At 57.3% G+C, this 21,160-nt stretch carries 18 protein-coding genes; 5 read left to right on the forward strand and 13 right to left on the reverse strand.

The features are described 5' to 3' along the window. Window positions 1-43: 43 nt before the first annotated feature. Window positions 44-490, reverse strand: a complete 447-nt coding sequence (locus EXZ61_RS13340; protein ID WP_142812232.1) for a universal stress protein — start codon at window positions 488-490, stop codon at window positions 44-46. Window positions 491-987: 497 nt separating this feature from the next. On the opposite strand from EXZ61_RS13340, the gene EXZ61_RS13345 reads away from it, so the two are divergent. From EXZ61_RS13345 to EXZ61_RS13355, 3 genes are read left to right on the forward strand one after another with little or no spacing between them, the layout of a single operon-like run. Continuing rightward, window positions 988-2,910, forward strand: a complete 1,923-nt coding sequence (locus EXZ61_RS13345; protein ID WP_142812233.1) for a PrkA family serine protein kinase — start codon at window positions 988-990, stop codon at window positions 2,908-2,910. Between the two features lie 31 nt (window positions 2,911-2,941). After that, on the forward strand, window positions 2,942-4,213 hold the full coding sequence (locus tag EXZ61_RS13350) for a YeaH/YhbH family protein (RefSeq protein WP_142812234.1): 1,272 nt from the start codon (window positions 2,942-2,944) through the stop codon (window positions 4,211-4,213). Next, entirely contained in the window at window positions 4,210-5,748 is a 1,539-nt protein-coding gene (locus EXZ61_RS13355; RefSeq protein ID WP_142812235.1) for a SpoVR family protein, read from the forward strand. The genes EXZ61_RS13350 and EXZ61_RS13355 overlap by 4 nt, the downstream gene beginning before the upstream one ends. A 45-nt stretch (window positions 5,749-5,793) precedes the next feature. Here the strand turns inward: EXZ61_RS13355 and EXZ61_RS13360 are convergent, their stop codons facing one another. Both EXZ61_RS13360 and ylqF read right to left on the reverse strand, forming a co-directional pair. Next, window positions 5,794-6,726 carry a DHH family phosphoesterase gene (locus EXZ61_RS13360; RefSeq protein WP_142814243.1) on the reverse strand — a complete coding sequence of 311 codons (933 nt, stop codon included), beginning with the start codon at window positions 6,724-6,726 and terminating at the stop codon, window positions 5,794-5,796. 78 nt (window positions 6,727-6,804) lie between these two features. Next, on the reverse strand, window positions 6,805-7,782 hold the full coding sequence (gene ylqF / locus EXZ61_RS13365) for a ribosome biogenesis GTPase YlqF (protein ID WP_142812236.1): 978 nt from the start codon (window positions 7,780-7,782) through the stop codon (window positions 6,805-6,807). Between the two features lie 325 nt (window positions 7,783-8,107). Here ylqF and EXZ61_RS13370 point away from each other — a divergent pair, with 325 nt between their 5' ends. Further along, entirely contained in the window at window positions 8,108-8,752 is a 645-nt protein-coding gene (locus EXZ61_RS13370; protein ID WP_142812237.1) for a hypothetical protein, read from the forward strand. A 73-nt stretch (window positions 8,753-8,825) separates the two neighbouring features. Here EXZ61_RS13370 and gshA read toward each other — a convergent pair whose 3' ends face one another. Further along, the gene (gene gshA / locus EXZ61_RS13375) at window positions 8,826-10,349 is read right to left on the reverse strand and encodes a glutamate--cysteine ligase (protein WP_142812238.1); all 1,524 of its coding nucleotides are present in this window, start codon (window positions 10,347-10,349) and stop codon (window positions 8,826-8,828) included. 141 nt (window positions 10,350-10,490) lie between these two features. Here gshA and EXZ61_RS13380 point away from each other — a divergent pair, with 141 nt between their 5' ends. After that, entirely contained in the window at window positions 10,491-11,372 is an 882-nt protein-coding gene (locus EXZ61_RS13380; RefSeq protein ID WP_142812239.1) for an NUDIX hydrolase, read from the forward strand. 86 nt (window positions 11,373-11,458) lie between these two features. Here the strand turns inward: EXZ61_RS13380 and EXZ61_RS13385 are convergent, their stop codons facing one another. The 9 genes from EXZ61_RS13385 to EXZ61_RS13425 form a co-directional block, all read right to left on the reverse strand. Continuing rightward, the gene (locus EXZ61_RS13385) at window positions 11,459-12,409 is read right to left on the reverse strand and encodes a tRNA dihydrouridine synthase (protein ID WP_142812240.1); all 951 of its coding nucleotides are present in this window, start codon (window positions 12,407-12,409) and stop codon (window positions 11,459-11,461) included. Between the two features lie 104 nt (window positions 12,410-12,513). Further along, window positions 12,514-12,819 (reverse strand): NIPSNAP family protein, encoded by a 306-nt coding sequence (locus EXZ61_RS13390; RefSeq protein WP_142812241.1) that lies wholly within the window; start codon window positions 12,817-12,819, stop codon window positions 12,514-12,516. 609 nt (window positions 12,820-13,428) lie between these two features. Next, window positions 13,429-13,791, reverse strand: coding sequence for a cupin domain-containing protein (locus EXZ61_RS13395; RefSeq protein WP_142812242.1), 363 nt, complete (start codon window positions 13,789-13,791; stop codon window positions 13,429-13,431). 232 nt (window positions 13,792-14,023) lie between these two features. Next, window positions 14,024-15,592 carry an alkyl hydroperoxide reductase subunit F gene (ahpF, locus tag EXZ61_RS13400; RefSeq protein ID WP_142812243.1) on the reverse strand — a complete coding sequence of 523 codons (1,569 nt, stop codon included), beginning with the start codon at window positions 15,590-15,592 and terminating at the stop codon, window positions 14,024-14,026. Window positions 15,593-15,756: 164 nt separating this feature from the next. Then, complete coding sequence (ahpC, locus tag EXZ61_RS13405) at window positions 15,757-16,320, reverse strand: alkyl hydroperoxide reductase subunit C (RefSeq protein ID WP_142812244.1); 564 nt, start codon at window positions 16,318-16,320, stop codon at window positions 15,757-15,759. A gap of 184 nt (window positions 16,321-16,504) precedes the next feature. Beyond that, window positions 16,505-18,016, reverse strand: coding sequence for a tripartite tricarboxylate transporter permease (locus EXZ61_RS13410; RefSeq protein WP_142812245.1), 1,512 nt, complete (start codon window positions 18,014-18,016; stop codon window positions 16,505-16,507). Between the two features lie 12 nt (window positions 18,017-18,028). After that, window positions 18,029-18,517 (reverse strand): tripartite tricarboxylate transporter TctB family protein, encoded by a 489-nt coding sequence (locus EXZ61_RS13415; RefSeq protein WP_142812246.1) that lies wholly within the window; start codon window positions 18,515-18,517, stop codon window positions 18,029-18,031. Between the two features lie 90 nt (window positions 18,518-18,607). Continuing rightward, window positions 18,608-20,401, reverse strand: coding sequence for a type IV pilus assembly ATPase TfpB (gene tfpB / locus EXZ61_RS13420; RefSeq protein WP_142812247.1), 1,794 nt, complete (start codon window positions 20,399-20,401; stop codon window positions 18,608-18,610). Further along, on the reverse strand, window positions 20,398-21,156 hold the full coding sequence (locus EXZ61_RS13425) for a class I SAM-dependent methyltransferase (protein ID WP_142812248.1): 759 nt from the start codon (window positions 21,154-21,156) through the stop codon (window positions 20,398-20,400). Before EXZ61_RS13425 ends, tfpB begins: the two co-directional genes overlap by 4 nt. Window positions 21,157-21,160: the final 4 nt, after the last annotated feature.

Here is a 21,160-nt window from a genome sequence, read left to right on the forward strand (position 1 = left end):
TGAGGCGCTGAGGCGCTGAGGCGCTGACGCTAAGTGTTAGTGTTTAGCGCGCCACCAGCACCGGTATTGGCGACTCCGCAACTACCTTGGAGGCGACGCTGCCCAGCATCAGGCGCGCGATACCGCTTCGGCCGTGAGAGCCAACCACAATCAAGTCGGCTCCTTCTGCTTGCGCGGTTTGCACAATACCGGTTGAGACGGCTTGGTCCTCCACCATACGCACTTGCAGCTCTACGGAGGGTGCCTTGTCACTAGCTGCGCACAAGACGCGAACTTTGGCGTAGGCTTCTTCTGCCTGTGTCTGCGCAGCGGAAATGTAAGCCTGAAAACCCATAGGATTGACTTCGCCCAGGCCCAAGTATGGGTAGGGATCGATGGCATACACAGCCGTCAGTTTCGCACCATGGGTGCGCGCCAAGCCCACAGCCAAAGTTACGGCATGGTCGGATGCGGGTGAACCGTCGGTGGCTAACACAATGTGATGAAACATACGTCCCTCTTTGTCAAATGGATGAGTCGATCCAAGACGCAGTGCCCCGGGTGGGTACACGCTTGGAGCCAAGACCTTCATCATGTCCCGACCCGCACTTAGACGCATTGATACAAGTCAAAAGTTGCACCGGAGCCAGCCGACCGCATTTCACTTGCTACACCTTTAATAGCTTCCTGCGCAATCCAGATAAGCGCCAGAGGCCAAATTACTTCAAAAAACTCTGATTGCAGCTGCTCGCACCCAAGAGAGAACGGCCACCAACTGCGGTCCTCAATCCAGAGGCCCACGTTCAACGCCAAAGCGGCACTTGCAAGGCCACAACAAACCACTAATAAGCATTGCCCACCCCACCCAGTTATGGTGCTTAGTCCAATGCCCCTTACCTAGAATAGTGTTAAACCAGCATACTGTTGGACAGTCAAAACCGACAGGCCTATACTGACATTGCAGGGTATGGTCCCCGGGTTAGATGAGGTTTTCGATCAGGAGGTCTTATGGACGCGATTGGTAACTACGCAGCTCGCTACGCACGCAACCGAGAAGAAGAGTTGAGCTTGGACGAGTACTTGGCCGAGTGCAAACGTAACCCCCTCGCCTACGCCACTGCAGCGGAGCGCATGCTCAAAGCCATCGGCGAGCCTGAGTTGCTGGACACCCGCAACAACCCGCGACTCTCGCGCATCTTTGCCAACAAAGTCATCAAAATCTACCCCGCCTTTGCCGAGTTCTACGGCATGGAAGACGCCATAGAGCAAGTGGTGAGCTACTTCCGCCATGCGGCGCAAGGCTTGGAAGAGCGCAAACAAATTTTGTACTTGCTGGGGCCCGTAGGCGGCGGCAAAAGCTCTCTGGCGGAACGCTTGAAGCACCTGATGCAGCAAGTGCCGTTTTATGCCATCAAAGGCTCGCCGGTGAACGAGAGCCCCTTGGGCCTGTTTGACGCGGCCGAAGACGGCCCCATCTTGCAAGAGAACTTTGGCATTCCGCCACGCTACCTGCAACGCATTTTGTCGCCTTGGGCGGTCAAGCGCCTCGACGAGTTTGGTGGCGACATTCGCCAGTTCAAGGTCGTCAAACGCTACCCCAGCACCCTCAAGCAATTGGGCATTGCCAAGACCGAACCCAGTGACGAGAACAACCAAGACATTTCCTCGCTCGTGGGCAAGGTGGACATTCGCAAGCTGGAGAGCTTTTCACAAGACGACCCCGACGCCTACAGCTTTTCTGGCGGCCTGTGCCAAGCCAACCAAGGTTTGCTGGAGTTTGTGGAAATGTTCAAGGCGCCGATCAAGGTCTTGCACCCTTTGCTCACGGCCACCCAAGAGGGCAACTTCAAAGGCACCGAAGGCTTTGGTGCCATCCCCTTTGACGGCGTAGTTTTGGCGCATAGCAATGAGAGCGAATGGAAAGCCTTTCGCAACAACAAGCACAATGAAGCGTTCTTGGACCGCATCTATATCGTCAAAGTGCCCTACTGCTTACGTGTGAGCGAAGAGGTCAAGATTTACGAAAAACTCATCCGCGAGTCTTCACTTGGCCAAGCCAAATGCGCGCCTGGCACTCTGCGCATGATGAGCCAGTTTGCCATGCTCACCCGGCTCAAAGAACCTGAAAACTCCAGCCTGTACAGCAAGATGGAGGTGTACGACGGCGAGAGCCTCAAAGACACCGACCCGCGTGCCAAGAGCTACCACGAATACCGCGACTTTGCAGGCGTGGACGAAGGCATGAGCGGTGTATCCACTCGCTTTGCGTTCAAGATTTTGTCCAAGGTGTTTAACTTTGACAGCGCAGAAGTTGCGGCCAACCCGGTGCACCTGATGTACGTGCTGGAGCAGCAAATTGAGCGCGAGCAGTTCCCTGCCGATCTGGAGCAAAAGTACACGGGCTTCATCAAAGAGCTACTGGCCCCGCGCTACGCCGAGTTCATTGGCAAGGAGATCCAAACCGCGTATCTAGAAAGCTATAGCGAATACGGCCAAAACATCTTTGACCGCTATGTCACCTATGCCGACTATTGGATTCAAGACAATGAGTACCGCGACACCGACACGGGCGAAGTGTTTGACCGAGTAGCGCTCAATGCTGAGCTAGAGAAAATCGAAAAGCCAGCAGGCATTGCCAACCCCAAAGATTTCCGCAATGAAATTGTGAACTTTGTGCTGCGCGCCCGCGCTGGCAACCAGGGCAAGAACCCTAACTGGACCAGCTACGAAAAGCTGCGCTTGGTGATTGAGAAAAAAATGTTCTCCAACACCGAAGAGTTGCTGCCAGTCATCAGCTTTAACGCCAAAGCCAGCGCTGACGAAGCCAAAAAGCACGAAGACTTTGTGACCCGCATGGTGGACAAAGGTTACACCGCCAAACAGGTTCGCCTCTTGTGCGAATGGTATTTGCGCGTAAGAAAGAGTTCGTAGGTTCGTAGTTGTGTGATCCGAAAGGATTCGCGTGGCCCTGCACATCATTGACCGCCGGCTAGCCGGCAAGAACAAGTCCATCGGCAACCGTGAGCGGTTTTTAAACCGCCACAAAGAGCAGATTCGCGAAGCTGTGCGCAAAGCCGTCTCCGGGCGCGGCATTCGCGATATGGAGCAGGCTGAGAACATCAGCATCCCCAAAAAAGACATCAACGAACCCACCTTCCACCATGGGCAAGGTGGTGTGCGTGACACCGTGCACCCGGGCAACAAAGACCACTTGCGCGGCGACCGCATCCAACGCCCCAAAGGCGGTGGCGCGGGCTCTGGAGGCGGCCAAGCCAGTGACTCCGGAGAGGGAAACGACGACTTTGTCTTTACGCTGAGCAAAGAAGAATTCATGCAGGTGTTTTTTGACGACCTGGCACTCCCCAATTTGATTCGCAAGCAAATCAACGACATTCCCGAATGGAAGACCCACCGCGCTGGCTACACCCGCGAAGGCACGCCGAACAACCTGGACGTCGTGCGCTCCATGCGCGGCGCTTTAGGCCGTCGCCTCGCCCTAGGCACAGGCCCACGGCGCGAGCTCAAGGAGTTGAAAAAGCAACTAGCGTTGTTAGAGGCGCAAGGCCAGGGGCATGAGTCTGAGATCAAGGCCTTGCGCCTGGCCATTGCGGCGCTAGAACAGCGCATCAAGCACATCCCATTCTTGGACCCCTTAGATTTGCGCTTCAGGGGGCGCGTCAAAACCCCGGTGCCCTCTGCCAAAGCGGTGATGTTTTGCCTCATGGACGTGTCGGGGTCCATGGATGAGTCACGCAAGGAACTGGCGAAGCAGTTTTTCATTCTGCTCTATCTGTTTTTGACGCGGCATTACGAGAAGATCGACATCGTCTTCATTCGCCACCACACCCAAGCCCAGGAAGTCAACGAAGACGACTTCTTCCACGCCACCGAAAGCGGCGGCACCGTGGTCAGCAGCGCGCTGGAGCTCATGCAAAAAATTGCCCAAGAACGCTATGCGCCTGACGAGTGGAACATCTATGCCGCGCAAGCCAGCGATGGCGACAACTATGGCTCCGACAGCATCTACTGCCGCAAACTCATCACCGAAAGCCTGCTGCCGCTGTGCCGCTACTACGCGTATGTGCAGGTGGCCGAAGAAGAGCAAAACCTGTGGCAAGAGTACGTGAGCATTGGCCAAGAGCACCCCAACTTTGCCATGCGCAAAGTAACGGAGCCTTCGCACATCTACCCCGTGTTCCGTGACCTGTTCAAAAAAGAAGGGGCACCCACATGACCCCGCTACAAGCGCCATTGCCCGCAGGCCCTAGGCCCGAGCAGCCCCTGCCAGACCAACGCGACTGGACCTTTGATCTGATCGAGCGTTATCACGATGTGATCGCGCAAACCGCACGCCGCTATGGGCTAGACACCTACCCGAACCAACTGGAAATCATCACTGCCGAGCAGATGATGGATGCTTATGCCAGCGTAGGCATGCCCATTAACTACCGCCACTGGAGCTATGGCAAAGAGTTCATTGCCACCGACAAGCGCTACCGGCGCGGCCAGATGGGCTTGGCCTACGAAATTGTCATCAACTCAGACCCCTGCATCAGCTACCTGATGGAAGAAAACTCCACGGCCATGCAGGCCTTGGTCATTGCCCATGCCGCTTACGGGCACAACAGTTTTTTCAAAGGCAACTACCTGTTTCGCATGTGGACAGATGCGTCCTCCATCATCGACTACTTGGTGTTTGCGCGCCACTACATTGCCGAGTGCGAAGAGCGCTACGGTCTGGAAACAGTGGAAGCCTTTCTAGACTCTTGCCATGCCCTGGCCAACTACGGCGTAGACCGGTACCGCAGGCCTAGCAAAAAGAGTTTGGCGCAAGAGCTCAGCGAACGCAAAGCCCGCGAGGCCTATGCCCAACAGCAGGTAGACGATATGTGGCGCACAGTGCCAAAGAAAGAGGACAAGGCAGATGAGGCCCCAGAGGCACAGCGCTTCCCCAGCGAGCCGCAAGAAAACTTGCTGTACTTCATCGAGAAAAACGCGCCGCTGCTCGAGCCGTGGCAGCGGGAGGTGGTGCGCCTAGTGCGAAAAATCGCCCAGTACTTCTACCCACAGCGCCAAACCCAGGTCATGAACGAAGGGTGGGCCACGTTTTGGCACCACCGCTTGCTCAACACCATGTACGACGATGGCTACCTGAGCAACGGCACCATGCTGGAATGGCTAAGTTCGCACACCAACGTGATTTTTCAGCCTCCAGTGGGCCACCGCGCCTACAGTGGCATCAATCCCTATGCGCTGGGGTTTGCGATGTATACCGACATCAAGCGCATTTGCGAGAACCCTACCGAAGAAGACCGTGCTTGGTTCCCGGATCTCGTTGGACAACCATGGCTGCCCACGTTGGACCATGCGATGCGCAACTACAAAGACGAGAGCTTTATCGGTCAGTTTTTAAGCCCCAAACTGATCAGAGACTTGCGCTTGTTTGCCATTCACGACGATGACAAGCAAAGCGAGCTTCAGGTTTCAGCCATTCACGATGAACAAGGCTACCGCGACGTGCGCAAAGCCTTATCGCAGCAATATGACTTAGGCACGCGCGAGCCCAACATCCAAGTATGGAACGTTAACCGACGCGGGGACCGATCGCTTTCTCTGCGCCACACGCAATACCAAGACCGCCCACTGGGCGACAGCACCTTGGAAGTCTTGAAGCACGCTGCTCGTCTTTGGGGTTTTGGGGTGCAGATGGAGAGCGTGAATCGCCAAGGTGTCATCACCAAGCAGTGGAGTGTGGCCAGCCCCGCCTAAACCCTGGCCAGTGAGATGGGGTGAATTGAGGATGCCAACGCCTGACTAAGCAGCCTCGCTGCCTCTAAAGACCCCTGTCAACAGCTCAGGCAGTCGCTCCGCCCCCATTTTGAAGCCACAGGCTTGGGCATGCCCACCGCCGCGCATGCTTTCAGCCAAGGGGATGCAGTTAAAGCCAGGCTTAGAGCGCAGACCCGCTTTGATGATGCCGGTCTTGTCCACACTCCACATCAGTGCAAAGGTGCCACTTTGGGCGGAAAGCATGTCTCCCACCAAACTATGAAACGCGCCGGGTGCGTTGACCATCAGACCGTCCACACCGTTAAAGCGCAAGGGGCGTGCAGACTCGGCGATTTGCTCTGCCAGCTTGCAAAACTTGTCGTCCATGGCCTGGCCGCGGGCCATAAAGGTCTGGATTTGGGTTGCATCAAAGCTGGCAATCTCACTCCAGCGCTCAAACTCACAAGGCTCCATGTCGAGGGCCGCCAAGAACGCGGCGCTCTCGGGGTACTGCCATACCCAGATGTCACGGTCTTCCACATAGCGCACCAAGTGGGGCACAGGGCGATCGGGCAAGAAAAACTCCCACGCCAAGTGGGCTCCAGACTTCTTCATGTCGAAATACACCGCGCCGCAGGTGCACTCAAAGCCCTCTAGGCGATCGGCCGCACTTTTATGGTGGTCCAGCATGACCAATTTGGCAACGCGTGCTTCCATGGCACGCAAAAGCTCGGCAGAGAAAGAGAAGTCCAAGATGTAGACCGCGCGCCCATCCAAAGGGGGTAGATCGTCCACCGTTTTCACATCCCCATGGTCTAGGCCCAAGAACTCAGCGTTACCTGCGTAAAACAACCAAGCCGCGAGCGCCGCAGCAAAACCATCGGGGCAGTTTTTACCGTGGTAAATCACCAAGGGGTTGGGGTCGGCCCCATCAGGGCGCACCAACAAGCTAAGAGGAAGTATGGATTTCAAAATAATCAACCGTCAAAAACAAAACCTATTTGCTATTAAAAATATAGCTAATTGCGCAGATTACATGGGCGAAAACGCCCTGTTTCAGTCAGAAAGTTCCCTATCCCCATCTTGCACGCGGGGTGGCCGGGGAATCTTCTTCAAGCGGATCAACCGAGCCTGCTCAATCGCATCTTTCTTGACCTGACGCTCTGCATCTAGCTTTTGTCCGTGGGCCAGCCACTCGGCGTACTCAGGCGGGGTTTCTAGCGTGATGCGGCCTAAGCTGCCCGCACGAAAGTCGTAGATCGCAACCTCAGCGGCCTTTTGCAAATTGAGCTTGCCACCCGCCATCAGGCCACCGCGTTTGCGGGCCACCACGTCCAAGATTTGCTCGTCCGTCATCTCCGCCGCACCCGTGAAGTTGTAGCGCGCCTCTAGGGCCGGTGCATAGTTCTGGCGCAAGTAGTCCAGCAACTCCAACGCCACCTCTTGTTCATCAAAGGCATTGCGCCCAATGGCCCCACTTGCCGCCAGGTTGTAGCCGCTCTTGGCTACGATGATGCGCGGCCACAGCACGCCGGGCGTGTCATACAGGTAGAAGTCATCTGCAATGGTGATGCGTTGCTCTAACTTGGTAATACCTGCTTCGTCACCCGTCTTGGCGGCACGTTTGCCCTTCAGCGTGTTGATGAGGGTGGACTTACCGACATTGGGAATGCCACAGATCAATACCCGCATCGGCTTGGCCATACCGCCTCGTTTGGGAGCAAGCGCGTGGCATGCCTGCACCAAGGCCTTGGCAGGGGTGCTCATGCTGGCATCCAAGCCCAACGCTTGCGTACCCGGCAAGGCATTGAAATGCTCCAGCCACAGCGCAGTGCGCACAGGGTCGGCCAGGTCTTGCTTGTTCAACACCTTCAAAGCGGGCTTGGCTGCAGTGATTTCGGCCAGCATGGGGTTGGCGCTGGAGCCAGGCAAGCGTGCATCTAACAGTTCAATGACCACATCAATCTCTTTGATGCGCTCTTGAATCGCCTTGCGGGTGAGGTGCATATGCCCTGGAAACCACTGAATGGCCATGCTGCTGATCTTTCTTTGAAGTGATGTGCCGAGTGCTTTGGCGACAAGCGCCGAAAGTGCGAAAAACAGGTGAACCGAGAGACTTGAGGAACTGCGGTAGTGCCACTCCCCTTCAGAACTACATCGGCTTGGGACGGCTCGCGCAAAGCGGCGCGCAACCCCCATAGTTTATCCAGCCATGAACGGCAACGCCACTGGCTTGCCAGCGCTGCGGGCTTAGACCGTTACCTCTAGGAAAACAACGCGAATTAAGGTGTCTCCACTAGGGTGAATCGTGAGAATCGGTTTCAGCAACAACCTTACCCACTACTTTGAGGATCTCACCATGAGCGCTAAGAACCTGTCGACTGTGACCAACGAACTGATCGAGTCCTATGGCAACACTGCCAAGAACGTGATCAACGCCTACCGTGTGGGCAACGAGCGTGCCGTGGGCTACGCCGACCAAGCATGGGCAAACGGCGTGCAAAAAGTGGGTAAGCGCATCAGCGCAGACGTGCGCAACAACGCATTGTCCGCACAAAAGAAAATCAGCGCCCTGTACGTACAAGGCGTGACATTGACTTCTGACGGCGCTGACGTTGCCGTGAACAAGGCTGTTGCCTTGGCTGGCAAAGGCGTTGCACAAGTTGCAGCCAATGCAAGCCGCTTTGAACAAGCCACCGGCTTGGACACACTGAGCACATTGGCAGTGGCAGCTGTACCAGCCGCTGAAGCCGCGATCTCGGTGGCAGCCAAACTGGAAGCATCTTCTGGCGCATTGGTTAACAAAATCTCTGGCAAAAAAGCCAAGGTTAAAGTTGCGATGCCCAAGCGTCCCGTAGCCAAGAAGGCAGCCCCTGCTGCTAAGCCGGCCGCAAAGCCTGCTGCTCCCAAGGCCGCAGCACCTAAGGCTAAAGCTGCTCCCGCAAAAGCCGCTGCCAAGCCAGCAGAACCTAAGGCGGCTGCTGCGCCTGCCGTTGCCGCCTAAGCACCGCTGACGCCCACAAAAAAGCCAGTCCTCGTGACTGGCTTTTTTTTTGTGGGCCAAGCGCTTCGCGTGTTCAGCGCTTCAACACCAAGCGGGCGGGTGACAAATACTCTTTCAAATAGTCATCAAACACAAAGCTGTCGCTTTGCTCAATATGGCGCTGCTCGTCCCGCGAGATTTGCGCCAACTGCCTATGGTGCGCCGCTTGCTGGACATCCAGTGGGGCATGGCGCATGGCGCGCTGAATCGCTGCGGATTGGGCGCGTACAAAGTCAACGAACGAGCCCTTGTACTCCTCTTGAACAGCACGTAACACACGGGCAGAAGGCAGCGTGTCAGGGGCAAGCACGCTATGTTGAGCCGCATGTATTGCGGTGGTGTAATCAGCCCCGCCGTGAGCCGCATCCAGCGCAGCCGCAAAAGGCAGCATCTCATCGAGCAGTTGTGCCGCCCACTCCACCAAGATCACTTGGGCATCGCCCCGCTCCAGCTGCAGGCCAGGCTCGCGCCCACGCTCTGCGGTCTTATGTTGGTTGCGCGCCAGTGCCGCAATCTCTGCAGGCGTGTCAGGTGGACTGTTGGTTTGCAAACAGTGCAATAAAAACACATCGAGCCACCGCACCGTTTGGGCGTTGATACCGACAGGCTCAAACGGGTCTAAATCCATCAAGCGCACTTCGACGTACTCCACCCCGCGCTCGCGCAGCGCATGCAAGGGGCGCTCGCCCGCGCGAATCACCCGCTTGGGGCGGATGGTGCCGTAAAACTCGTTCTCAATCTGCAATAGGCTGGTGGCCAACTGCCGGTAGTTACCGTCAGGCCCGCGCACGCCTATGGCTTCGTAACCTGGGTAAGGTCGTGTCAAGGCGTCTTGCAAAGATGCGCCGTACCCCTCAAGGCTGTTGTAACTCACGGCCAGCGAGGCCTGTGCATCGCTCTGATAGCCCAAACGGCCCATGCGCAGCGAAGTGGCATACGGCAAGTGCATGGTCTGCTCAGACAGCGCTTGAAGCTTGTGCTCACGGCCCGCCACAAAACTTCCGCATACGGCAGGCGACGCACCGAACAAGAACAAGGGCAAGAATGCGTGGCGCCTGAAGTTACGGATCAAACCAAAGTACTGCTCACTGCTGACACCGGGCAAAGACCAGTTGTAGTGAATGCCTGAGATGGTTTGCATGCGCCTGCCGTAGCGGTAGCCCAGGCCCATGCGGTAAATGGTTTTGGTGCGCCCGACATTAGAGCTGCCGTATTGCCCCAAGGGAATTGCATCGTCTTCCGGCAAACAAGTGGGCATGCTAGAGGCCCACAGCATTTCATCGCCCAACTGGCTGTCGGTAAAGGTTTGCACCTGCTGCAATTGGTCCAGGCACTCTTGAACGCCCGCATGCACACCGGTAATCAGCTCAACCTGCGACTCGCTGAAGTCGGTGGTGATGTGGGGGTGTGTGAGTGCCGAGCCTAGGCCGTTGGGGTGGGGCGTCATGGCCAGGCCACCGTCTGGCAAGGAGCGCACGCTTTCCTTTTCAACACCGCGTTTGATACCAAGCAAGCGCTCGGGTGCCAAGGCGATTGCTGCGTTCTTTGCTTGATTCATTCCTCGGGCCCTTCAATTTCGTATGGGCAGCGAAGGTACCACAGGGCAGCAGTGTCTGCAGGCGCCAAGTCCATTCGCTGATATCCTGCCTATATCGCGCTGCACACGCACAATTCAACCCCCACAAACACAAGCCACACCATGACCTTGAACAGCAGCGAAGCGCCTAGCCAAGCTCCCGTGCGCCACGCCGCCAGCGTGGTCTTGCTGCGTGACGGCACACAAGGCCTAGAGGTATTTTTGATGCGGCGCAGCGAGCAGTCTGACGTGATGGGTGGCGCCTACGTCTTTCCGGGTGGAAAGCTTGACGCCCAAGACGAAGCCTTGGCCGCCAGTGGCCTGCTAGACCAAGCCTCGCTGGCCTTGCACCAAACACTGGGTGAAACCAGCACCCCGGAGTCAGTCGCCGCAGGATTGTTTGTGGCAGCCCTGCGCGAAACTTACGAAGAGGCTGGCATTTTGTTCAGCACATCATCTGAGCGTCCTGAACAAGCCGAGGCCTTAGCGCAATTGCGAGGCACGCCCTTTGCCACCATGCTTCAAACGCAGCGACTCACCTTGCACACGCGAGCGGTGCACCCCTGGTCACGTTGGATCACGCCTGCGCTCTCGCCCTTGATGAGCAAGCGCTTCGACACCCGCTTCTTTGTTGCTGCCGTGCCTCATACCCAAACAGCCCGCCACGACAACTTTGAAACCACGCAAAGTGTGTGGCTAGCACCCCGCACTGCACTTGAACAATACTGGGACGGGCAGATCGCACTAGCGCCACCTCAAATCATGGGCTTGGCACATTTGGCACGCCATGCCCATGTGGCTAGCGTGCTGCAAGAAGCGCAGCAGCGCCGCCCACCCACCATACTGCCCCAAGTGTTTGAGGAAGACGGCCTGCGCTTCATGTGCTACCCCGGTGACGCGCGCCACGACCTGCCCCACAAGGCAATTCCCGGCCCGACTCGGCTGTGTATTCGCAAAGGTCGGTTTGAACCCAGCAGCGGATTTGAGGGGTTTTTCAGCGACTAGGGTCCGTGCGCCAGTCCGCAGGCAACTGCTACAAATTTCATAGCTCACTGCGCTTATTCGATGCGCGCAAACAGCCCATTAGCCCCTTAAACGGGAATAGAAATCCGTATCCAGGCGTCCACATCGCTGGGGCGCGTGAGCGTGCGCATCTCATCAAATGCAATTTGCGCTTGCGGGTAGTGGCGGCGCAGCAGGTTGAGCCACTGCTTGACGCGCCCGGCCTGCTGCTTTTGCTCTAGGCGCGTGCTGGCCACTTGCCAGAAGGCGTGCATCAGCGGCCCTAAGTCTTGCCAGCTCCAATCCTCACCCGGATGGGCGATGCTGCCAGGCGCGGTGCCCATGGCGGCCAAAATGCTGCGGGCCAACGCGGGGCGCGCCACAATGCCACGCCCCAACATCAAGGTGCTGCAGCCACTTTGCGCCACCGCAGCTTGCGCGTCTTGCACGTTCCAGATTTCGCCATTCACCACCACCGGCACCTGCACCGCGCCTCTCACATCGGCCACGCGGTCCCAGTAGGCAGGCGGGCGGTAGCCCTGCGCTTTGGTGCGGGCGTGCACCACAATCTCGGCCGCGCCACCCGCCTCCAGCGCGCGGGCGCAGTCCAGAGCCAGGCTGTCGTCGTTGTAGCCTAGGCGCATCTTGGCCGTCACCGGAATGTGGCCCGGCACCGCCGCGCGCACAGCGGCCACGATGGTGTGAAGAATCTCCGGGTCTTGCAAGAGCGTGGCACCGCCGCCATGGCGGTTGACCACTTTGGCCGGACAACCGAAGTTCAAGTCAATGCCTGGCGAGCCCATCTCGGCCAAGCGAGCGGCATTCTCGGCCATGCAGGGCGCATCCGAGCCCAGCAGCTGCGGCCACACCGGCACGCCCGCATAGGTGCGCGCGCCGAAGGCCAGCTCTGGCACCGTACGCAACATCGCCTTCTCGGACATCAGCGTGTGCGTGATACGGATGAACTCCGACACGCACTTTTCCACCCCGCCCACACGGGTCAGGATGTCGCGCAACACAAAGTCGAGAAGCCCTTCCATGGGGGCAAGATAGATACGTACAGGCACGTGGGATGGTAGAGATGCAAAGGGGGGTGGATTGTCCTCTATGGGCTTCGCCGCTCTATCCACCAGGGGTAGAAGACCTAGGCAAACACCGGCCTGAAAAAACTGCGCTCGTAGCTGAGGATGAAGCGCCCTTCTTCTGCCAGTTGGAAGGCAGCTTGGCATTCTGGGTCTTGGAACGACTGGGTTCGGTACGCTTCGTACAGTGCAAGGCTGGGGAAGGAAAACATGGCCAAGGCCACGTTGTTTACCCCTTCCGACGGCATGAAGTAACCGTGGTGCTGCCCACCCAGCTTGTTCACCAAAGGAATCCACAGCTTGGCGTAATGCTCAAACTCAGGCAGTTTGTGGGGGTCAATGATGTAGCGCAGGTAGCAGGTGATCATGAAGTAGCTCTATGGGTTACGTGAGAAAACACCAATTTAACGCCTATTTGTGCTCAAAAAGCTTGCAAGCCAAACGCCCAATGGCACAGAGAAACGCCCGACCCATTGGTGGCCAGATAACTCCAAGCCCACGATTTCCATCGGTGAAAACTGTGTTCCTTGGTACCAGCTAGACGCTGCCCACACGCAGTACATCAGCCACGGCGCAATAAGAACCAGCACCACAACCAATCCACGTGCACGCTGCCAACGCAAAACCAGCCAAGCGAACAGCGCACTGAAAACTGTCATCGGGAGGTGAGACATGAATGAAGAACGCAGGACGAATTCACGCCAACTTGCGGGCCACCCTTGCAACCCAAGTGCACTCGGCGCAGCAAGCGTGGCGAGCCAACCAGCTAGCAATAGCGCGAGTACCAGCAGGACACACCCCGCAAGGAAAGTGAGCAGCCATTGGGAAATTTTCGGGTGGTGCATCTTGGGTACTGATGCGCGTTAGCGCTGGTTGGTGGTCGGCCCATTGTGTCGTAATGGCACAGGGCCCAGAAGTCACGGCGGAACTATCGCGATGCGGCGGCGATTCCCAAACCGTCTGCGGCGCAACACAGTCTAGGCTGTGGCCGCCTCATAGATCACAAAGCGCTTGCTTGTGGTCTCCACCACTTCCCACGTCCCCGTGAACCCACGGGGGATGACAAAGCTGTCTCCTGCGGAGACTGTGACCGCCTCGCCGTCCGCATTGGTCACAATGCTGCGGCCTTCTAGCATGTGGCAGTACTCTTCTTCAGTGTAGGCAACGCGCCACTTGCCGGGCTCACTGCGCCATACGCCAGAAAAAAACTGTTGGGTGGGGTCGGTGTAATGCATCCACATGGTTTGCTGCGGATTGCCACTGATCAGCTTTTCAGGTGGCAGGAAATACACATCGGGTGCCACGACCGAGTCAAGTTTGAGCAAAGAGGGAGCAGTCATTGTGAACGCTTTGAGTTGAAGATGAAAATGCAAACGACTGCACTGTAAAGGATGAACCGGCGCACATCCACCATGTTGGGCCAAGTGATCCGCAGGCTCGGGGAGCACAAGCCAGCCAATCACACTACCAATTTCATAGCTGCATACGCAATAGCAAAGGGCGCCACAGCGCCCTTTTGCATCAAAAACCAAGGCCTCAACACGCTTAGCGCAAATGGGGCGATGGGTCCGTTCAGTGCCGGATCAAGTGGTCAAACGCACTCAGCGCGGCCTTGGAGCCTTCGCTGGCTGCAATCACGATTTGCTTGTAGGGCACGGTGGTGCAGTCGCCAGCGGCAAACACGCCGGGCACGTTGGTGTGGCCGCGTGAATCCACCACGATTTCGCCGAACTTACTCAGGTCCACCACGCCCTTCAGGAACTCGGTGTTAGGCACCAGGCCGATTTGCACAAACACGCCTTCCAGCGCAATGTGGTGCTCCACGCCGGTGGCGCGGTCTTTGTACTTCAGACCGTTCACCTTGCCGTCCGCACCGGTGATCTCGGTGGTCTGGGCGTTGGTATGCACGGTCACATTGGGCAGGCTGTGCAGCTTTTTGACCAGCACGGCGTCGGCCTTCAGCTGGTCGGCGAACTCAATCACCGTCACGTACTTGACCACGCCGGCCAGGTCGATAGCGGCTTCGATGCCGGAGTTGCCGCCACCAATCACCGCCACGTCTTTGCCCTTGAACAAGGGGCCGTCGCAGTGCGGGCAGTAGGCCACGCCTTTGTTTTTGTACTCGGCCTCACCCGGCACATTGACATTGCGCCAGCGGGCGCCGGTGGACAAGATCACGGTCTTGGCCTTGAGCGTGCCACCGTTGGCCAGCACCACTTCGGTCAAGCCTCCAGCCTCTGCGGCGGGCACGATTTTGTCGGCGCGCTGCAGGTTCATGATGTCTACGCCATACGAGCGGGTCTGGGCTTCCAGGGCGGCAGCGAACTTGGGGCCATCGGTTTCTTGCACCGAGGGGTAGTTCTCGATGGCCATGGTGTCGTTGGTCTGACCGCCAAAGCGCTCGGCCGCCACACCCACGCGGATGCCTTTGCGGGCGGCGTACACCGCAGCTGCTGCACCTGCAGGGCCACCGCCGACGATGAGCACGTCATACGGGTCTTTGGCAGACAGTTTGGCCGCGTCTTTGTCGGCAGCGCCGGTGTCGAGCTTGGCCACAATTTCTTCTACCAGCATGCGGCCGTTGCCAAACAACGCGCCGTTGAGGTAGACGCTAGGCACGGCCATGATTTCGCGGGCATTCACTTCGTCTTGGAACGCGCCGCCTTCAATCACGGTAGTTTTGACCTTGGGGTTAAAAATCGCCATGAGGCTTAGCGCTTGCACCACGTCCGGGCAGTTGTGGCAGGTGAGGCTCATGTAGACCTCGAAGTTGAAGTCACCGCCGTGCGCAGGGGACAAAGCCTTGATCTGTTCGATGAGGACTTGCTCAACCTTAGGCGGGTGGCCACCACTCCACAACAGGGCCAGTACCAAGGAGGTGAACTCATGCCCCAGAGGCAGACCGGCAAATCTTAAAGAAGTATCTGTGCCAGCCCGTTGAAGGCTGAACGAGGGCTTGCGGGCGTCGGTGCCGTCGTAGGCGACCGAAATTTTGTCGGCGCGCAGGCTCTGAATGGTCTGCAACAGCTCACGCATTTGCGCGGAGTTATCGTCATCACCAAGGGACGCCACCATCTCGATCGGCAGCGTTACGCGCTCCAGGTAAGCGCCGAGTTGGGATTTGAGTGTGTCGTCGAGCATGGTGGTTCCTTGTTGCTATCTATTTAGTAGCTTCTTGCGCACATTGTGTGAGCGCTTAAGCCATATTTTGGGTAAAAAAAAGCCGGACGGCCCGCTGCACATGCAGCAGGACCCTGTCCGGCTGGTGAGCGGTACACACCGCCCACCGGTGGGAAGCCGGTAACTTAGATTTTGCCAACCAAGTCGATGGAAGGTGCAATGGTCTTCGCGCCTTCGTTCCACTTAGCGGGGCACACTTGGCCAGGGTTAGCGGCGGTGTACTGCGCAGCTTTCAACTTACGCACGGTTTCCTTCACGTCACGGGCGATTTCGTTGGAATGAACTTCCATCGTCTTGATCACGCCATCTGGATTGATCACGAAAGTGCCGCGCAATGCCAAACCTTCTTCGTCGATATGCACGTCAAACGCACGTGTCAGGGCATGTGTTGGGTCACCGATCAAGGGGAACTTAGCCTTGCCCACTGCGGGGGAAGTTTCGTGCCACACCTTGTGGGCGAAATGGGTGTCGGTGGTCACGATGTACACCTCAGCACCGGCCTTTTGGAATTCAGCGTAGTGTTCGGCAGCGTCTTCTACTTCTGTTGGGCAGTTGAAGGTGAAGGCTGCAGGCATGAAGATGAACACGTTCCACTTGCCCTTGAGGGTCTCATTGGTCACGGTCACGAACTTGCCGTTGTGGAAGGCTTCGTTCTTGAAAGGCTGGACTTGCGTATTGATCAAAGACATGGTGATTTCCTCTTGAATTGATTGTTCGATGAATGAACAGGTGCAATCTTAGGGGCTAATGCCCATGCTCTGGGTTGATTGATCTAATGGATCGCATTGGCAATTACTATCGCCACGCTGTACGATAGGCAAAAAAAATCCCCGACGCATCGGGGATTTTTCAAACGCAGCTTAAGCCTTGGCCTTAGTCATCCACAAACGCTTCTTCGCGCTTGGACTTGACGGATGGCATCAGCACCACCAAGAGCAACAAAGCCGCTGCTGCCAACAAGCTGGCAGACAAAGGCCGCGTGACAAACACGCTCCAGTCACCGCGCGAGAGCAACAAGGCGCGGCGCAAATACTCTTCCATCATTGGCCCCAAGATAAAGCCCAGCAGCAAGGGTGCGGGTTCCGCGCCCAGCTTGATGAACAAATAGCCAATCACACCAAACAAACCGACCATCCAAATGTCAAAGGTGTTGTTATTCGTGGAGTAAACCCCAATCGCGCAGAACAGCACGATGGACGGGAACAACCAACGGTAAGGCACGCTGAGCAGTTTGATCCAAATACCGATGAGTGGCAGGTTCAAGATCACCAGCATCAAGTTACCAATCCACATGGACGCAATCAAACCCCAAAACAGCTCGGGGTTGCTGGTCATCACCTGGGGGCCAGGTTGGATGTTGTGGATGGTCATCGCACCCACCATCAAAGCCATGACGGCGTTGGGCGGAATACCCAAGGTCAGCAAGGGAATGAAGGATGTTTGTGAGCCCGCGTTGTTCGCGGCTTCAGGCGACGCAACACCACGGATATTGCCCTTGCCAAAGGGAACTTCGCCGGGACGCAGCTTGGTTTTCTTTTCCAAGGTGTACGCCGCAAACGAAGCCATCACGGCACCGCCACCGGGCAAGATGCCCAAGATAGAGCCCAAGGCCGTACCACGCAATACCGCGGGAACCATGTCTTTGAAATCTTGCTTAGTAGGCATGAGGCCGGAGACAGAGGCGGTGAACACTTCGCGTTCGCTCTCGTGCTTGGACAGGTTGCTGATGATTTCACCGTAGCCAAACACCCCCATGGCGATGACGATAAAGCCAATGCCGTCGGTCAGCTCAGGAATCTCAAAGCTAAAGCGCGCCACACCCGAATTCACGTCGGTGCCCACCATGCCCAAGAGCAAGCCCAAGATGATCATGGCAATGGCTTTCAGCAGCGAACCAGAGGCCAAGACCACGGCACCAATCAAGCCCAAAATCATCAGCGAGAAATACTCCGCCGGGCCAAACTTAAAGGCCAGCTCGGTCAGTGGCGCAGCAAACGCGGCCAAGATCAAAGTACCCACACAACCCGCAAAGAACGAGCCCAAACCTGCCGCTGCCAGCGCGGGGCCCGCACGGCCGTTGCGGGCCATTTGGTAGCCGTCAATCACCGTCACCACGGATGAAGACTCACCAGGTAAGTTCACCAAAATTGCGGTGGTAGAGCCGCCGTATTGCGCGCCGTAGTAAATACCGGCCAGCATGATGAGCGCAGCCACCGGGGGCAGAGCGTAGGTCGCGGGCAACAGCATGGCAATGGTGGCCAAGGGCCCGATGCCCGGCAAGACGCCAATGAGCGTGCCCAACAAGCAGCCAATAAAGGCATACATCAGGTTTTGCAGGGTAAAGGCGACCCCAAAGCCCAAAGAAAGGTTTGCAAATAAATCCATGGTCTGGGTTCCTTAGGCAGTGATAAACGCTGGCCACACAGGGAACTGCAACTTCAACAGCAAGATAAATGCGCCATAGCTCAGGGCTGCCAAAATCGTGGCCAACACCAAGACCTCGATGAATTTGAACTCATCACCCGCGTTGGCAGCAATAAAGGTCAGCGCATAGATCCCTAAGATGAGCCCCAAGGGCGGCAAGCCAATGATGGGCAAGCCGCCCAGCATGGCCCCAAACACCAAGTTGGCCGCGATGATGAAGAACAGTGGCTTCCAGGCCATGCTGCCAATTTTGTCGCCATCCACGGTCTCCACCACCAAGGCCTTGAAGGTAATGATGCCGCCCAACAACGCCAGCAAAACACCCAGCACCAGCGGAAAGTAACCAGGCCCCATGCGTGCGCCATTGCCGATGGTGTAGTTGGTAGCACCCCACGCAAAGGCCACTCCAACGCCCATAAACATCAGGCCCGAGAAAAAATCTTTTTGACTTTTTATATTCATTGTGTGTTTTCCTTAGATCAAACGTAGCTCACAAACAACGGGCCATTTTGCCCTTAAACATTGGCACTTTTCCAAGTGTTTCACCTGAGACTAAGTCAAGCTGGGGGTGGACGACAGCACCTCTTCAATCACGGTCAGGCCTTCGGCAACACGCAAGGCACCGGCTAGCCGCAAAGGGCGCATGCCATCGGCAATGGCTTGCTTGCGCAGGACATCGGTCGCGGGCTCGTCGTTCACCTTGGACTTGAAGGCCTCACTGACCACCAGCAGCTCATACAAACCCATGCGGCCCATAAAGCCCGTCATGCGGCAGTCCACACAGCCGACGGGCATATAGGGTTTGTAGCCGCCATTGATTTGCCACGGCTTCACCAGTTCGACCAGGGCCTCGCGGTTGGCGGACTCGTCACGCACTTTGCACACCTTGCACAAGGTACGCACCAAGCGCTGCGCCAAAACGCCTAGCAAGGTGGCGTTGATCAAGTAAGACGGCACGCCCAATTCCATCAGCCGCGTCACGGCCGAGGGCGCGTCATTGGTGTGCAAGGTAGAAAACACCAAATGCCCAGTGAGCGCGGCTTGCACGGCCATCTCCGCGGTTTCTCGGTCGCGGATCTCGCCGACCATGATGATGTCGGGGTCTTGGCGCATCAAAGCGCGCAGGCCTTGTGGAAAGCCAAAGTCCAGCTGCGGCTGCACCTGGGTTTGGTTGAACGAGGCCTCGATCATTTCAATCGGGTCTTCCACGGTGCTGACGTTCACTTCTTCGGTCGCCACCCGCTTGAGGGTGGAATACAGCGTGGTGGTCTTGCCCGAGCCGGTAGGGCCCGTCACCAAAATAATGCCATGCGGGCGTTTGACCAAACTCTCCCAACGCTGTGCGTCATGGCTGGTAAAGCCCAAGGCGTCTAGCTCTTTGACTGTGTTGTCAGGGTCAAAAATACGCATCACCATCTTTTCGCCAAAGGCGGTGGGCAAGGTCGAGATACGCATTTCCACCTCATCGCCACGCGGGTTGCGGGTTTTGATGCGGCCGTCTTGCGGGCGGCGGCGCTCCACCACGTCCATGCGCCCTAAGAGCTTGATACGCGCCGTCATGGCGTTGAGTACGCCCATAGGCATTTGGTAGACCGGGTGCAGCACCCCGTCAATGCGGAAGCGGATCACGCCCTGCTCGCGCCGTGGCTCCAAGTGAATGTCGCTGGCGCGTTGGTCAAATGCGTATTGCCACAGCCAGTCCACCACCTGCACCACGCCCTGGTCATTGGCATCTAGCTGCTTGTTGGTTTTGCCCAGCTCCACCAGTTGCTCAAAACTCGCGCCATTGTTCACACCTGACTTGCTGGCTGCCCGCACCGACTTGGCCAGGGCATAAAACTCTACGGTGTAGCGATGAATTTCTTGCGGGCTGGAGACCACCCGGCGCACGCTGCGCTTGGACTGGCGCTCCACCTCGGCCACCCAATCGGTGACGAAAGGCTCAGCAGTTGCTACGGTAACTTGGGTAGGTGCCACCGCCACGGTCAGCACCTTGTGCCGCTCTGCATAGGCGGCACTCATGGCATCGGCTACCTTGCCCACATCCACCTTGAGTGGATCAATGCGCAAATAGTCCAGCCCCGCGCGGCCCGCCAGCCATTGGGTCAACAGCTCCATGTCCAAGGGCTTGCCATCACTGGCCCGCAGCATGGACACGCTGGCCAGCCGCACCAAGGCGTGCTGCGCGCTTTCAGCCTGAGAGCAGCGCGCAATGGTGCGCTGCGCCTCTTCTTTGGCAATCACGCCGTCTTGGTGCAACCACTGCACCAAGAGGCGCCAATCCACGGGGCCTACATGCGCATGCACTCGTGCCGTGGGGACAGCCGGTTTTGCGGAAGTGCTCATGTTTTCACGGGCTTGAATACCCGCACCCATTTGTCTGCAGGCAAGCCCCAGTGGTCTTTGATGTAATCAGCCCGCGCCACCAACACGTCGCGCTTGGGGCGGGTGACGGTGCGCTGTGCCAGCACCACCGTATTGCCTTCGCGGGTGGACTTGAAGGCCCAAATCGCATCCATGCCAAACGCAGCGGCAATCTTGTCCACGCTTTTTTGAAAGCTCGATGTGCGGCCAAACAGGTTCACCGTCATGCAGCCCTCATACGTCAGGGTGTTGCGGCAATCTGCATAAAACGCCTCGCTGTCCAACACCGGGGCAGCTGCTTCTTCGTCGTACAGGTCGACCTGCAGCGCGTCCACCGCGCCCAGCCAGCGCGCTTGCTGGATCTCTTTAGCGGCATCGCCCAACACCACTTGCATGCGGGTGTTGTCCATGGGCAGCTTGAACCACCCACGGCAGGCATGCAGTACTTGGGGGTTCAGCTCAATCGCCGTGGTTTTCATGCGCAACTCTTTGGCGCAAAACTTGGTCAGGGACCCTGCTCCCAGGCCCAGTTGCAGGGCTTGGCGCTTACCCACCGTGGTGGGGTCGACAAACAGCAGCCAAGCCATCATGCGCTGGATGTACTCATGCACCAAAGCATTGGGTTCATCGACATACATAGAGCCTTGAATCCATTCGCTGCCCAAATGCAGGTGCCGAATGGGGCCCTCTTCCGAAAAGTTAACTTCGGGAAAATCAATCGTGTCAGTTTTTGCCATGGGG

It is taken from the genome of Rhodoferax aquaticus (genome assembly GCF_006974105.1).
Lineage (GTDB): Bacteria > Pseudomonadota > Gammaproteobacteria > Burkholderiales > Burkholderiaceae_C > Allorhodoferax > Allorhodoferax aquaticus_A.